Annotated in this window: 14 protein-coding genes and 2 pseudogenes; 12 read left to right on the top strand and 4 right to left on the bottom strand. The window is 32.5% G+C overall.

All coding sequences use genetic code 11. The features are described from left to right. Nucleotides 1–2: 2 nt before the first annotated feature. From QM746_RS13495 to QM746_RS13475, 5 genes and pseudogenes are all read left to right on the top strand, one after another. Nucleotides 3–236, top strand: a pseudogene (locus QM746_RS13495) (tyrosine-type recombinase/integrase); the annotation flags it as partial. Between the two features lie 388 nt (nt 237–624). Next, nucleotides 625–1,245 carry a hypothetical protein gene (locus tag QM746_RS13490; RefSeq protein WP_414984704.1) on the top strand — a complete coding sequence of 207 codons (621 nt, stop codon included), beginning with the start codon at nt 625–627 and terminating at the stop codon, nt 1,243–1,245. 80 nt (nt 1,246–1,325) lie between these two features. Further along, a complete protein-coding gene (locus QM746_RS13485) occupies nt 1,326–5,339 on the top strand; it encodes a beta strand repeat-containing protein (RefSeq protein WP_414984703.1) in 4,014 nt (1,337 codons plus the stop codon). Between the two features lie 22 nt (nt 5,340–5,361). Beyond that, nucleotides 5,362–5,931, top strand: a complete 570-nt coding sequence (locus QM746_RS13480; protein WP_414984702.1) for a hypothetical protein — start codon at nt 5,362–5,364, stop codon at nt 5,929–5,931. Between the two features lie 365 nt (nt 5,932–6,296). Continuing rightward, nucleotides 6,297–6,725 carry a hypothetical protein gene (locus tag QM746_RS13475; RefSeq protein WP_414984701.1) on the top strand — a complete coding sequence of 143 codons (429 nt, stop codon included), beginning with the start codon at nt 6,297–6,299 and terminating at the stop codon, nt 6,723–6,725. 187 nt (nt 6,726–6,912) lie between these two features. Here QM746_RS13475 and QM746_RS13470 read toward each other — a convergent pair whose 3' ends face one another. After that, complete coding sequence (locus QM746_RS13470; RefSeq protein WP_414984700.1) at nt 6,913–7,134, bottom strand: hypothetical protein; 222 nt, start codon at nt 7,132–7,134, stop codon at nt 6,913–6,915. A 200-nt stretch (nt 7,135–7,334) separates the two neighbouring features. On the opposite strand from QM746_RS13470, the gene QM746_RS13465 reads away from it, so the two are divergent. Continuing rightward, entirely contained in the window at nt 7,335–8,132 is a 798-nt protein-coding gene (locus tag QM746_RS13465) for a GIY-YIG nuclease family protein (protein WP_414984699.1), read from the top strand. Nucleotides 8,133–8,519: 387 nt separating this feature from the next. Here the strand turns inward: QM746_RS13465 and istB are convergent, their stop codons facing one another. The 3 genes from istB to istA are packed head-to-tail and all read right to left on the bottom strand — an operon-like array spanning nt 8,520 to nt 10,927. Further along, nucleotides 8,520–9,257 carry an IS21-like element helper ATPase IstB gene (gene istB, locus QM746_RS13460; protein ID WP_414984698.1) on the bottom strand — a complete coding sequence of 246 codons (738 nt, stop codon included), beginning with the start codon at nt 9,255–9,257 and terminating at the stop codon, nt 8,520–8,522. Between the two features lie 4 nt (nt 9,258–9,261). After that, nucleotides 9,262–9,396 (bottom strand): hypothetical protein, encoded by a 135-nt coding sequence (locus tag QM746_RS13455; RefSeq protein WP_414984697.1) that lies wholly within the window; start codon nt 9,394–9,396, stop codon nt 9,262–9,264. Continuing rightward, nucleotides 9,374–10,927, bottom strand: a complete 1,554-nt coding sequence (istA, locus tag QM746_RS13450) for an IS21 family transposase (protein ID WP_414984696.1) — start codon at nt 10,925–10,927, stop codon at nt 9,374–9,376. The genes QM746_RS13455 and istA overlap by 23 nt, the downstream gene beginning before the upstream one ends. A gap of 673 nt (nt 10,928–11,600) precedes the next feature. Here istA and QM746_RS13445 point away from each other — a divergent pair. The 6 genes and pseudogenes from QM746_RS13445 to QM746_RS13420 all read left to right on the top strand — a co-directional run bounded on the left by QM746_RS13445 (nt 11,601) and on the right by QM746_RS13420 (nt 15,665). After that, entirely contained in the window at nt 11,601–11,885 is a 285-nt protein-coding gene (locus QM746_RS13445; protein ID WP_414984695.1) for a tyrosine-type recombinase/integrase, read from the top strand. Between the two features lie 116 nt (nt 11,886–12,001). After that, on the top strand, nt 12,002–13,360 hold the full coding sequence (locus QM746_RS13440) for a Fic family protein (protein WP_414984694.1): 1,359 nt from the start codon (nt 12,002–12,004) through the stop codon (nt 13,358–13,360). A 27-nt stretch (nt 13,361–13,387) separates the two neighbouring features. After that, nucleotides 13,388–14,122 carry a hypothetical protein gene (locus QM746_RS13435; RefSeq protein ID WP_414984693.1) on the top strand — a complete coding sequence of 245 codons (735 nt, stop codon included), beginning with the start codon at nt 13,388–13,390 and terminating at the stop codon, nt 14,120–14,122. Between the two features lie 79 nt (nt 14,123–14,201). Further along, a complete protein-coding gene (locus QM746_RS13430; RefSeq protein WP_414984692.1) occupies nt 14,202–14,480 on the top strand; it encodes a helix-turn-helix domain-containing protein in 279 nt (92 codons plus the stop codon). A 71-nt stretch (nt 14,481–14,551) separates the two neighbouring features. Next, a pseudogene (locus QM746_RS13425) lies at nt 14,552–15,424 on the top strand (primase-helicase family protein); the annotation flags it as partial. 88 nt (nt 15,425–15,512) lie between these two features. Next, nucleotides 15,513–15,665 (top strand): helix-turn-helix domain-containing protein, encoded by a 153-nt coding sequence (locus tag QM746_RS13420; protein WP_414984691.1) that lies wholly within the window; start codon nt 15,513–15,515, stop codon nt 15,663–15,665. Nucleotides 15,666–15,718: the final 53 nt, after the last annotated feature.

Genomic DNA, 15,718 nt, shown 5'->3' with positions numbered 1-15,718 from the left:
CTAAAAAAAATATTCTTCAAGCATTTGACATCAATACAGAATTAACCTATCATATCGCAAGACATACCTTTGCAATCATAATTACCTTGTCTAATGGAGTTCCGATCGAAAGTGTAAGTAAAATGTTGGGACATAAGAATATCAGAACTACACAACACTATGCAAAAATAATGGATAAGAAAGTAAGCGAGGATATGTTAGCTTTGAGAAATGTTCTGCAAAAGAAAGAGGGTTAAGGAAGTTAGGATAAAACTATACGTTTTAATAACTAGTTTTACTTATTGCATATGGTTATTATAAATAAATGTTCTCCCTCAATAACTTAAAAGTAAGTATTATTAAAATGCACAACGGGTTTTTGCTAATATTTTTATATCTTATTTGAGAAGCCTTATTTTTAACAATATTCTTAAAATAATTACATGAAAAATCTTTTTTTTAAAAGAAAAAAACGTTAATAAATTTAAGGTTTATCAATCTACTAAATAAAAAATCATCTAAATTACTGAAAAAATAGATTATGTATATTTTAATAAATAGAATTTATATGAAATAAAGTTAAGATTTTCAGTTGTTTATAACTTTTTTTTTTATTTTTGCTGAAGTCTAGAAACACAAATAGGATTGAATGAATACACTTACATTGTAATAGTTGCAATAGTTTTATATTGCCTTATAAACTGTAAATCTTCTATACAAAAAAGATTTACAGTTTTATTAGTTGTTATTGCCTCACTATTTTCTTCATATATTTATTCGCAACAAGTAACCATTAGTGGTTTAGAAAACATTCATGTCTCCGAAGGTGCAACTATTGTTACAGAACATCCCGACAATAAAATCACTGTAATTACTTCTTCATCTACAAAAACTTACTCACAAGAAGAAAAATTCTTAATCTCAAAAAATGATGTTAACCAAAACAAAAAAAAGGTTTACACGAAGAAAAATATTGCAAAAAAAGCCAAAAGCAATTCATTAAAGAAGTTTGAAAACATTAAAAATTCTGCCATTTTCATTAATACGAATTCAGAATCTAGCAGTTCTTTTGAAATAGCAAACATACTCCAAAAGCAATGCACCAACAGGTCTAACAATGGAAATGATTCTTTATTAAAACCAGAAAATAGCTGGAAAATAGTTTTAATCAATTACCAGACTAAAGATAACATTCTATATCTCTTTTATCATTCTAAAAAAGCAAATGATTCTTTATTTGCTCGCCCTCCACCTGTTTTTATTTAACCAAATAAAAATAGCACAAAAATTCTATAAACTATTAGTTAGCTTATAACTACAGCTAATTATTGAAACACAAATTTTAAATGACAACAAAAAACTATACTATCTATCTGAAAAAACAGATAATATTGCTTATTATGCTAATAAGCGGATTTGTTTTTTCTCAAACACCAGGTCTTATAATAAGAGATGGTGCCAATAATATTCCACCAGCTTCAAAGTCGGCAATCCTAGATCCTAACCAAGATGGATATACATCTGCAACAACTAGTGGTTTTACCACAACAGATTTAGGAACCGCCAGTGAAATAAACTACCACCCTATTTCTCTAATATATCAAGAACCTTTTGGAGATCTATCTAGAGGTCCAAGTGGAGGGTTTAGCGATTTAGTACCAGATGCAAATGGAAGGTCTTTTTATGCATTTTCAGACGGAACTAATATTTATTTCAGATTAAGACTTGGTAATATTGTTGCAGGAGCAAAAGGTTTTAGTGCATTAATAGATACTGATGGAAAATTTGGTCCAGAAGATCCTACTTATACACCATCTAATCCTGGTTACGAATACGAAATTAGTGTACAGACTGGTTTCAAAATTTCTATATATGATGTAAATAACGGCACTACATGTAATGAAATATGGACTCGTGATTTATCTACAAACCCGCAATTCGTTCAAACTTCTATAGCTCAAACTACTAATAATGGTAATCCTGATTATTTTATAGATTTTTACGTTCCTTATGCAGGGTTTACTAGTGTTACTACACCCTTAACAACAAGCACGCCTCTTCGTTTCCAGCCCGGAACAGTAATGGCGCCTTCATCTTCTTTATGCGGACCTACCTCTGATGCATACCCTGGAAACAATGTAAGTCAACAACCACAATGTACTCCAGACCAAATTGCAAATGGCACATGTTCTTCATTACCATGTACAAATCCTCCTTCTGTTACTTCTCCACTTTCTGTAGAAGCAACTAGCATAACAGGAAGTTGGACAAAAGCAACTTATTCTACCGTAACAACTGCAACAATAGAAATATATAAAAATAATGTTTTAATAGGAACTACAACAGCTACTAGTGGAAACGCATGGTCTTTTACCACTACCGCATTAGCAGCTAATGATATAATATACGCAAGAGCATCTACAACGGACGCTTCTAATTGCTATAAAAGTAACGAAGTGAGAGTTAATGCTTCTACTTGTACAATTAGTTCACCTGTTACATGGACTTGTATAAATAATAAAAAAATAGTAATTTCTAATGTTCCTGCTAATAATACAATCACCATTTATAAAGTAGGAACAACTTCTCCAATAGCCACAATTACACCCTTGAGTTTAACAAATGTAATTTATGCAGATGGAGGAATTAGCAATAGCTCTGATAATAGCTGTAGTAGTGGATCTAGTTCGCTTTCTAATGGTTCTTATTATTTTACCCAAGTTGACAATAGCACAGGCTGTTCTTATACTTCTGATATAAGAAGTAATTGTTCTACAAGTACAATTACCATAAGTACTACAAGTATAAATCCTACCACTACTGCAATAAATTTCACTACAAGTGCTAGTGCTGCAGTAGGAACTCAGTTTATTTTCTACAGAAATATGACTCCTATTGCTACTTTAACTACTACAGCAATTGGAACTTCTTTTACATTTAATACTAGTGGAATTTCAATTATTGCTGGTGATAAATTTGTAATTGGTGGCGTAGGATGCTTTACAGCATCAAGCATTATAACTGCAACTTCTACACCATGCAACATCACTGCACCATATATTAGTAATACTTCTAACAATATCACAGCTGGTCAATCTATATCTGGTACTTCTGGATATATAGGAGACACTATTACTATAAGAAATAATTCAAATGATGCTCTTATTGGGACAACTACTGTAAGTAGCAATGGCACATGGACTTTAGCTACTCCTACCGCAGTTGCAGGTACAACTTATTATGCAACAGTAACTACATCTTGTGGTGTTAGTACAAAATCAAATATTGTAACTGCTATAGCTGCAACCAATAGTGGAAGATGCGGAACGATTAATTCTCCAGTAAATGATAATGCAACAACTGTTACTGGAACTTTAGGCACTGCAGTATCTACTACAACTGTGTATTTGTATCTTGATGATTTTTTAATTGGACAAACAACCACTACTACCACCTCATGGTCTATTAGCGTAAATACAAACGCTACTAACAAACTTTATGGAGGAGGCGTTTTAAAAATTGGCATTAAAGAAAATACTAATGCAGAAGTACTTTGTTCCAATGCTGTTACAATAGCGTGTAGTGCGCCTGCAACACCTGCTATTTCACCAACTGTATACAATGTAGTAGAAGGAGGGACAAAAAATATTATAGTTACCAACTCTTCAAGTGGTGTTTTATATACTTTAGAAACTACTACTGGTATAGACGCGAGTACTTCTTATTTTGGCAATGGAGGTTCGTTAACAATTACGAGTGCCCCAATCTTATCAACCAATGGAAATAGTTATAAAGTTACTGCTATTAATCTAAGTGCACCTGCTTGTAATGCACAAACCGCTATAACAATAAATGTAGCTTCAGACTCTGATGGTGACGGAGTGCCAGACGTTGATGATTTAGACGATGACAACGATGGTATTTTAGATACAGTAGAATGCCCCCCTGTTACGATATCACTAGATCAATTCAAATTATTAGATGCAACAGGAGAAACAACAACTACAACAAATTTTATAGTAGGAGACAAAATGCTCCGCAAAAACGTAGCCACATTAGCCGGAGTTACTTATGATGCGGTAGCTACAATTACAAACATTAATGTAGGTTCAGGAAATGTAGGATTAACAACAGGAGGAGCTTTTGCAATAAATAATTCTTTTGCAACATCAAATTCATACTTCACATACAAACTAGAATTTGTGAAAACAGGTACAGTAACTAATAATACAAGTACTATTACCCCTGAAACATTAACCAATATTTCCATTATTATGAAAGATATTGATGGAAATGGAACAGGATCAAACTTCTCAGACATAGTTGGTTATACCACTTCTTCCTCTCCTTCAATTACAGCGGGAAGCTTAATTACTAATGCAGGTTTTGTAAGTGGTGGCCCTTCTGCAGCTACCTATAGTTTTTATAGAGCATCTGCATTTGTAGCTGGTGCTGCATCTAATACTGGAGGTGTAGTTAATGCAACTGACACAAATACTGATTACTGGCTTACGCTACAATATCCTAGTTATAACTCTAATAGTTTTGTTTTTGGTATTACAGGTAATTACTCTTCTTCAATTGGTCAAAGAGCCTCATTTTTAGACGGAGCATTTTCGGCCTCTTCTTGTGATACAGACGGAGACGGAATCCCGAATATATTAGACACAGACTCGGATGGAGACGGTTGTGCAGACGCTATAGAAGGTTCTGAAAATGTAACATACAGCCAAATTCACGCATTAGATTTACCTGTTAGTGACACTAATTACGCTTATAGAGGTCAAATTAAAGTAAAATATGATGGCGTAACAACAGGTTCTCCTTCGCAAATCATCAGTACTTCTGCAGCAGCTAATGGAGTTCCTCAATTATTGAACAATGCAGGTAATAATCTAAATACAAGTACCAATCCTAGTAATTCGGTTGGTGTTATAGATAATACAGATGGTACTGCAGATGTAGGTCAAGGCATTGGAGCTTCTCAGGATAATACTGTTAATTCTTGTAAATGTTACAAAACTCCTTCTACAGATGGAAATACCTATCCTACGCAACATGGTATTACTGCATTTAGTAGAGCGGGGGCAGATAATCAAAACTGGCCAATGGTGAGACAAAGCGGATGGACTGCTTTAGAAGCGAGCACAAAAGGATTTGTCATCAACAGAATGCCAGTAAGTACTTCTGGAGGAAATACTGGAGAACCAGTAGATGGAAGCAATAATGCAGTAATTACTTCTCCAATCGCAGGAATGATGTTTTATGATACCACAAATGACTGTCTGAAAATAAATGTAGATGGTACAAGAAGTGGATGGAAATGCTTTAACAAACAAACTTGTCCTGATGAAAACTAAAACCTCAATTAAAAGAAAAGTTATGAACACTAAATATTTTTCAACTTTATCATTATTAATTTCAACACTAGCATTCTCTCAGGTAGCTATTGGTAAATCTAACATTTCAAATACAAATGTATCTTTAGAATTTGGGACAGGAAACAAAGGCGTCATTTTACCTTGGGCTACTAATTCAACAGGGGTTTCTCTTCCTGCTTCTGGAAATAAAAGTGGTACTCTAATTTTAGACGTAAACGATAAAAAAGTAAAACTCAGTAAAAATGATGGTACTTGGGCAGACCTTACCGTTCACAGCAACGAAAAACCTGCAACTAGTGGCAATACTGCAATTGATAATTCATTGCAGACCAATGCGTCTTTTCCAGAAAAAAGCACTGCCAAAACAATGATAGGTGGCGACCCTAGTACAGATACTACGCCTGGTATTTTAGTTTTAGCAGACACCGACAAAGCAATGATTCCACCATTAGTAACAGATCCCGCTACTAACATCAAAAATCCAGCTCCTGGCATGATGGTTTACGACCCTACAAAAAAACTGTTTGCCATATATAATGGAACAATTTGGTCTTATTGGAGACAACCTTAACGAATAACTTGTCTTATTTTTTAATCCGATTCTATGTAGAATCGGATTTTTTATAATATTTTAGTTATTGTTATTAATGCTTTTATTTCAGTGGGTTATTTAGAGACGTGGAAATTAATGTATCCAAATAAAGATGGTTTAGAGTAGAAGAAAATTTACGCGAATGTTTTTTATGATTTTACAAAAATATCGCTTTTACCCTTAACTGTCAGATGAAGTTGTGGCTATGACATCTAAAGCTTAATAGTTATTCAATAGCGTTAAAAAAATCTATCCTATTTGCTATTCTTCATAAAGCTGTTTTTGAATTATTTTTGCGAAATCAAGATAAACTGCCAAAGGAAAAAATTGAGGAATTTACAACAATGAATAAATTCTTACCACTATTACACGAAATGTTTTTATGTGATAATATAGGTTTGCAAAAATTAACTTCTGTAGTTAGAGATAAAATTAACCTTGATAAAAAAGAAAACATTTCAGATTTTGAAAAAGCATTATCTGTATTTATCTATGCTGATATTCGAGGAAAAGATTATGACTCAATTGTATCAGATTTTATAAAAAATGTTAAAACAAAATATATAGAAGATTTGATTTTCTTTAAACTTGTGATTTACTATTTTTACCGAGCAAAAGATGACGAAAGTGAAAATTTTTATCTCAATCTAATAGCTGACCTTATGATTAAATCTAAAGGTTTCAATAAAAACAGAAAAAGTGAGATTATGGAAAGCTATAAAAAGAAGAAAAAAGAAAGATTAACACAAGACCATAAAAGGACGATCGGCTAACAGCAGTAGCTGTTGCACAACTCCTCTTTTTAGAAAATAATCATTAATAAAGATAAAAATTAACCTCTTTAGAAGTAATTTTAGAGAGTTTTATTTTTATTAAGATTCAAAATGCTAAAAGTCGGGGGCTTAAAAATGAGTTATAGATACTTTTAAAGACTGTTTTTACAAATCCAAAGTTCTTCTCTTATTTTGGGGAAATTACTTCTACTAAAATCCAAAGTTTTTTAGTGGTAAAAAAATAAAGGCAATTTTTTTCTTCTTTGTTGTAATAATTTTGAGTGGATTTATAAATGAAATGTAAATCGAGTTCCGTTAACAATTTCCTATAATAATTATCCTCCGGAACTAGCATATCTAGACTGAGTTCGTAGAATAGTTGTGGTGTAAAGTGTTTTCGTCCTTGCATATTTAAATTTACGAAAATTTTATATCATAAATAACAGTTTTTAACTATATTTGAGTTGTGCAACAGGCACATTGTATTCGCAAAAGCGGGCTTGAATTCCTGAATTGAAAATTCAGAAATTCTTCGCCGCCACTACTTTTCAGTTTCGTATTTTTTTGTAAGTTTACTTCACCAATACTTTTTCCGTTAGTCAGAATTATATGACAAATTCCACACTAATTCACGAACAGTTTGAAAAATCTTATTTCGTTTTAAATGATGAATTAATTCATTATTTAAACAAAGATGATCAAACTGGTCAACTTAATAATGTAATAATTGGATTAAATAAAGAGTGTTATGGTGTTAGACTTTTTGAGATTGAAAATGAACCAATTATAATAGAAATTTTCTATGTACATTACAAATTAAAACTTGAAGGGAATCTAATTCGCATTGAACTGAACAATCCAAATTATTCTTCATTACTTCTTAAATTTTGTGCTGTTTTATCTTTAAATTATAGTGAAGTAAATGAAATTCATGCTTTTAATACTTTTCAAAAACAACTAAGAACAATTCTCGAAAAGGATGGTTATTATACGTTGACGAATGTAGATATAAATGAGCTTCAAAAAATAGGCCCAAATGGAATCTTAATAAATTCTCGTCCAAAACCTTTGCAACAAATTGATTTAATTCCAATTGTGGATTTTTATAGAGAAGTTTTTAAAGAAAACTATAAGATAATTTCAAAGAATTATGATAATTATGTTTATTTAATGATTAATACCGAAACTGCATTAATAAAAATTGGTTATAGTAAAAATCCAAAAGTTAGGGAGAAAACACTTCAATCACAAGAACCTCAAGTTTATATTATTGCGTGTTGGAAAGCTACTAGAAAAATTGAAACGGAACTTCATAGAAAATTTAGGAATAAAAGAATTAGAGGAGAATATTTCAATTTATCTTTTAGTGATTTGAAAGAATTAAGTGATTATATGGAGAAAATATAACTTCCGTAGCAACTAGAGTTTCGTTGGGCTTGCAAAGTCAACAATGAAACTCTAGTTGTTGATGGAGGGAAATCCCTTGAATATATCGCATACATAAAAATACGATTTTTCTCGCTATAGCTCAAATAAAAAGCTATATTTGTTTGCATTTCGTCATGTTTTTTCATTGTATAAAAATAAGACCAATTTATAAACACGAATAGAATATATAGTGCAAATTTCAGTGATATTGACCACCTCATTTCAATTTAAAGTGACCACCCGGTTTCGGTTTAAAGTGATCACCTTATTTCGGAGCAAATTGACCACCCCTTTTTCTTGTTTAAAAACTACTTTTTTTCATGCGTTTTTTTGTTGTTAAACTTATTGATTCAAATGTAATAAAAATTAGTAATTTTTGCTGTTTCTTTTTTTTCTCATTGATTCTCCTTGAAGCTCAATTCGGTGAGATTGATGGATAAGTCGGTCTAAAATAGCATCTGCAATGGTTTTTTCACCAATAATATCATACCAACCTTGAACTGGGATTTGTGAGGTTACAATGATAGAACCGTTGTTGTGACGGTCTTCTATGATTTCTAAAAGGGTAATTCGGTTCTGGCTGTCCAACGCTTGGAGCCCAAAATCATCCAAAATAAGTACATCCTGCCGCTGTATTTTGGTGAGTTCTCGTAGATAAGAACCGTCTGCTTTTGCCATTTTTAATTTTGCAAACAGCTTCGAGGTGTTGAAGTAATTTACCTTATAACCCTCTATACAAGCCTGATAGCCCAATGCTGTTCCTAGATAACTTTTGCCAACACCAGTGCTTCCTGTGATCAGGATGTTTTCGTTTTTTTCTACAAATTCGCATTCCGAGAGTCTCAATATAAGATTGCGATCCAAATTTCTGGACGCATCATAATTTAGGGTTTCAATGCTGGATTGGTAATGGAATTTGGCGTTCTTGATGCTTCTTTCAATACGCCTGTTATGCCTTTCGTCCCATTCTGCATCAATGAGTATTGATATAAATTGATCCAACGTGTAATGGTCGATTTTACCGCTTTCAATAGAGGTTTTAAAGGCGTTGTGCATGCCGTGAAGCGTCATTTGCTTCATTTTGGTAAGAGTGGTTTCATTCATAATTTTAATAATTGATAATTGATAATTGATAATTTTTGATAAATTTCCAACTTCCAACTTCCAACTTCCAACTTCCAGCTTCCAACTTCCAGCTTCCAGCTTCTAACTTCCAACTTCTAGTTGTAATACTGCTTTCCACGAATATTGCTATGTTCGGGAAGTTCTTGCTGGCTTTGGTCTTCTGTGTCATAATCCATGTGATCTAAATTGTTTTCTAAAATTTTCTGTATGGATTTGTAACTGTAAATTTCATACTCCAAACCTCGTTTGCAAGCTTTGATGAGGCGCGCTTTTCCTACTTTTTTTTCTAAATTCAAAATCCCTAAGCAGCTTTTGTAAGCTTGTTCTGGGTGGTTTCTACTCTCGATGATATGCAGAATGTATTCTCCAACTGCTGCGTCAATGCTTTTCGCCCAATCCATGAAGCGTTCTGCACTCCATTCTGCTACAAAACGGTGCGTGCTTGCCAAATGTTCCGAAGTGGTGGTATATACATAAGGCTTGTAATTGCGCTTGTGGAGGGCTATTCTGTTGTATTTGTAATAAATTTCTACCGTAGAACTGGTGTACAATAGTTTCACCTTTTTCTTGATATAGGGATATGGAACACTGTAATAGTTCTTATCACGGCTTAAATGAACGTGTCCGTTCTGCATTACCGTGGCAAAGGATTGGTATTTGATTTCAAAATAAGTAGTAGGAAGCGGTCGTAAGGTAGGCTGTTCGTCTTCCAAAAACAGTTCCCTGCGAGAATAAGGACGAGCGGTGAGTTTTCGGTTGTTATGAGCGTCTAATAAATCCCAGATTTCTTGGTTGAGTTCTTCTAAATTGAAAAACTGTTGGTCTTTTATGTTGGCATAAATTCTTCGATACAAAATCTTCACGGCTCCTTCTACCAAGGATTTGTCTCGTGGTTTATAGGCTCTGGTTGGTAAAATCGTGGTTTCATAGTGTTCGGCTAAATCTGATAAAGTTTCATTCAAAGTAGGCTCAAAACGATTGCTTTTAACCACTGCAGATTTTAAATTATCGGGAACTATTGCAGCGGGAACGCCCTGAAAATAACGCATTGCTCGTTCTACTGAATGTACAAAATCTTCCTTTTGTTGGCTCAACGTGGCTTCCGCATACGTGTATTGGCTTCCACCTAATAGGGCTACAAAAAATTGTACTTCTCGTAATTCTCCATTCGTTTTGTCAATGATATAAAGGGGTTTTCCTGCGTAATCTACGTACATCTTGTCCCCGCATTTGTGGTGCATGTGCATCACGGGATTTACCCTGTTGCTCCATATTCGGTAATGATGACGGAACTGTGAGCTCTTGAAACCATCGGAATGCTGCGCAATGTACGCTTCCCATAGATGATGAATGGTAATGCCTACTTTCTTCAGTTCTCTTTCCATTTTTGGAAAATAATCATACAACTCCTGTAGTTTGGGGCTTACGACATCTTCTTTGCCTCCAGAAAAAAGCAATTCTAACTCCGAATCGCTCTTTGATAAAATTTCTTCTTTTGTTTTTCCTGAAGCTTCAAATATTGAGATATACTTCTTTACGGTGTTTCTAGATAGGGATAAATAGGTGCTTATAAACAACTTACTGTTCCCTTTGCTGTACAATTTAAGGACTTTTCTTATTTTACTCATGTCTGTTAGGGTGTTTGCCATAATTCGATTTTTTTATCGAATTTAAGCTTCTAACGTCATGAAAAAATGGGCAGTTTTTGTTGCAATTTTTCTCCTCTAATTGAGGTGGTCAATTTGCTCCGAAATGGGGTGGTCAGTTTAAACCGAAACTGATGGTCAATTTACTCCGAAATAACATGGTCAATTTGACCGTTTTTTCCAGATTATAGACACTTCGATCTATTTTTTGCCCAAGTGTATCGGGGATATGGCGAAAAAGATGGTTTTCACTATCAATTCCCATAAATTCAGCAGTTAGAACGAGACTAATCAATTCCAAATCTTTTAGTTTTGGCACTCGTCTTTGATAAGATAGAAGATTTTCACTGGATATTTTTCTTAAAACTTCCAAAATTGACTCCGTCGAACCACTTCGTTAGGTTTCTTTCGTAATTTGCTTGCAAGTTGTTCATTGTAAATGTTTTGTGGTAAAAACAATTTACTGATTTTAAATCGAATGAACAACTTTATTCTTTTTATTCATAATGCACAACGGGTTAGAATAGGATTTTTTCATAAGGTATATTAGCTTATTTTTGACTAATATACTAAAATATTTTAATTAACCTGTTGTGCATTTAGCACAAATTAATTTTTAATTTGTGCTAAATGCACAACAGGTGACTATATACTTCCTAATATTTCTAATCAGAAGATGAATGAATTTATCAAAGAGGTTTTTAAAGAAATGAAATTTACCGAAGATATTAAAAAGACAATGAAATATGGTGATGAACTGGTAGATAAGAAGTCTGAATTTTGGGAAAGGATTTCTTCACATACTGCACGAAGAAGCTTTATTACTATTATGAAAAACAATAAAGTTCCTGATAAAGTAATTATGAGTTACACAGGTCACACCAGCTTAGAAGTTTTCAATAATTACTATCGACCTAGTGAGGAAGATAAAGTTAATTATATGAATGAAGTTTTCAAATAGCACAAAATTTTGATTGCGACAAAATTTTGTCACAATAATGCTTTCGCGACAATTTTTGTCGCAATTTTTGTTTTTGCGACATTTTTTTAATATTATTGTCATAGAATTTATTCAATATGAAAAAACAACAACAGATAGAAGCAATCTTAGAACTCCTACAAGAGGAAGGGTTGTCAATTGAACAAATTGAAGAAAATCTAAATTTTTCTATTGAAAGAAGAACTCTTCAACGTCGACTAAAAGAATTAAAAGAAAGCAATCGCCTCTTAACAAAAGGTGAAGCTCGTTCAACTCGATACTTTCCTAAAGTAAAAAAATATGAGGATGAGGCTTCAGAGGATTTAATTCCGTTGTCCATAGAAGGAAAGAAAATCTTAAAACTTATATCTCTTTCTGAAATTCAAAGAATTCCTGTGGGATATAACAAGCAATTTTTAGAAAATTATCTGCCAAATATTGATAGTTATCTATCTCCAAAAGAAAAAGAAATATTATTAGAAATAGGTAAAACACAAGGAGACAACCAAGCAGCGGGAACATATGCTAGACAAATTTTAAATCGTTTGCTGATTGACTTATCATGGAATTCCAGTCGATTAGAAGGAAATACTTATTCATTATTAGATACCGAATTACTAATCCACGATGGCAAACCAGCGGATGATAAATCCGCCAAAGAAACGCAGATGATTCTCAACCACAAAGATGCCATTGAATTTCTTGTAGATGAGTCTGATGAAATAGGATTTAATCGTTATACAATCTTAAATCTACATGCCCTACTTTCTAACAACTTATTACCAAACCCCTCGGCTTCTGGAAGATTAAGAGAATTTGGAGTTGGAATTACAAATTCAGTATTTACTCCATTGGAAATTCCACAATTGATTTCTGAATATTTTGATTTGATTTTATCTAAAGTTAACCAAATTAAAGACCCTTTTGAACAAGCTTTCTTCATCTTAGTGCATTTTCCTTATCTACAACCATTTGATGATGTAAATAAAAGAGTATCACGGTTAGCTGCAAACATTCCATTTAATAGAAAGAACCTTTCTCCATTATCTTTTATTGATGTCCCTGAGGATTATTATATAAAAGGAATGTTGGCTGTTTATGAGTTAAACAGAACTGATTTACTCAAAGATGTTTTTATTTGGGCATACGAAAGGTCTGCAATGCGATATGCAGCAATTAGACAATCCTTGGGAGAACCTGATACATTCCGTCTTAAATACAGGGATGAAATGAAAAATACTATTGTTAAAATTATATTGCAAAAAGCACAAAAAGACGGAGCTATACAAATTATAAAGGATGATGCTAATAATCTACCGCAAAATGATCAGGCAAAATTTATTGAATCTGTCGAAACGGAACTAATAGGACTACATGATGGAAATTTTGCTAGATATAAAATTAGCCCTTCAGAGTTTAAAAGATGGAAACAAATTTGGGATAATGGTTCAAATTAAAACATTTTAAATTATCAAACTGAAGTCATGAATGAAAAAAAAATATATGGACGTTGGTTTATTTGGGAAGAATTTGCAGGCATTCCAATGATAGCCTATCATTGGATTAAAGGTGATAGAATCAAAAAATTGTTATCTGAAAGAATTGATAAAGCAAGAAAAAACGGAGAACAAGTTGAATTAACTGAAAAAATAAAGCAGGAATTTCTGATTGAGTATGAAAGGTTGGATAACTTTTTCAGTTACCATTTTAAGGAAATAGATAAATCCAGAAATCATAATTTTGAGGATAAAATCAACTATTGCTTGAAACAATATAAAAAGGAATCTTCAAAACAATTAACTTCAAGTAATTTGATGAAATTACAGGGGAATTTCATCAATGGAGCTGAAATAACTCTTTTCTATTATTTCGCTTTAAAACAAAAAGTAACGGAAGATATTAGAATTTCTAACATTATTTTAGGAGAGAATACTTCAAAAATCCTTCTAAGTTTTCTGAAAGACAAAAAATTCATTGATGAAAACAATAATTTCATTGCAGATAAAAAATCATCATTCATCCGTATCCATCGATTTTTGAAAGATAATCATATCATAAACCCGGACTTTGAAGATACAACGATAATAAAGGCAATGGAAAACGAATACAATACAATCTTTGACAAAGGCACATTCTCAAGAGCAATAAAAGTCAAATCCAATGATTTTGAAGAAAATATTTATAAAGAATTATCACAATTGCTTAATATCCGTAATTAAACTTTATGCAATTGAGTAAAATTGCATAATTAGTTATTCCAATCACACAATTTTGTCTGCAAATTAAATATCACAGATTATGCAGACAACCAATCCATTTCAACCGATTATGGACGGATTAGAAGAGTTAAAAGAACTCATTCATTCCATAAAGAAAGAACCTGAACTCGAACTGAAAAAGAAATTCTATTCCTTTAAAGAGGCATCGGAAATTTTAAAATTAGATTATCAGACGGTTCGCTCTCACGTACTCAAAGGAAACATAAAAGCCGAAAAAATTGGTAGATTTTATCGTATCAACCATTTGGATTTAATGAGTGCTTTAAATGAAGTAAAATCATTAAAGTACAAAAGATAAACTTGATTGCTTGTTTGTCTTAAACATTATTCTCTAACCTTCCGCACTTTACGGAATAAATCCATATAAAAATGAGCGAAAAAATTCCCTATTTACGAGTAGGAACTTCCTATTTCAAAATCATTGAAAAACCATTAATCTCAGGTGATAAAATTTCTATATTGGTTCGTTGGAACAAAGAAACTATTGTAAGTGATTTTGGAAAAACATTTGTCTCAACAATCCCAAAATACGACGGGTTTTGTTGTATTCCAGACCACTTGAACTACAGTCAGATTATTGAAGGATTTTATAATATCTACAATGAAATCCCCTATCAACCTATCGAAGAAAAATTTAGTCTTGAAGTTCTAAAAGAGAATATTCCATTTTCAATTCAGTTTATAGAACATATATTCGGAGAACAACTAGAGCTAGGTTTGGATTATCTAAAAATCTTGCTTCAATCCCCCACTCAGGTTTTACCTATTCTTTGCTTGGTTTCAAAAGAAAGAGCAACAGGAAAATCTACATTCATTAAATGGCTAAAATCTATTTTCGGACTTAATATGACTTACATCAAAGGTGATTCCTTCAGTAGTCAATTCAATTCTGATTGGACTTCTATGCTCATCGTTGCTATTGATGAAGTATTTTTTGATAAAAAAGAAATCACAGAACGATTAAAATATCTTTCTACAACAGACAAAGATAAAATGGAAGCCAAAGGAAAAGACCGTGAAGAAGTTGAATTTTTTGGCAAATTTATCCTTTGCTCCAACAATGAAGACAATTTTATTCAAATTGACGAAGAAGAAACCAGATTCTGGATTATCAAAGTAAAATCCATAAAAAATGAGAATACAGATTTTCTTCGAAACCTTATCAAAGAAATCCCCTTTTTCTTAAGCTATCTCATTCAAAGACCTTTTCAAACTCACAAAAAAACAAGAATGTGGTTTTCGCATTCAGAACCTAATTAATAAAATAGACAATCTAACTCAAACACTCTCAATTGAGAAAGAAAAAGAAGTCGATAAAAAAGACAGGTTAATGACGAGGCAAGAAGTAGCAAATTTATTTGGTGTCACATTGCCAACCATTCACGACTGGAGCAGAAAAAAAATACTTAATCCTTATCGCATTGGGAAAAAGATAAGGTACAAAGAAAGCGAAGTAAAAGAAGCTCTGAAGCAAATTAGATAAGTGTTATTTTTATAACACTTTTTTTATTTTTGTAAATAAAAATCGGCATATTG

Origin of the sequence: Cloacibacterium sp., from assembly GCF_047601505.1 — a bacterium.
Classification (GTDB): Bacteria; Bacteroidota; Bacteroidia; order Flavobacteriales; family Weeksellaceae; genus Cloacibacterium.
The sequence above is the reverse complement of the archived record's forward strand: the minus strand, read 5'-3'. Positions and strand labels throughout refer to the sequence as shown.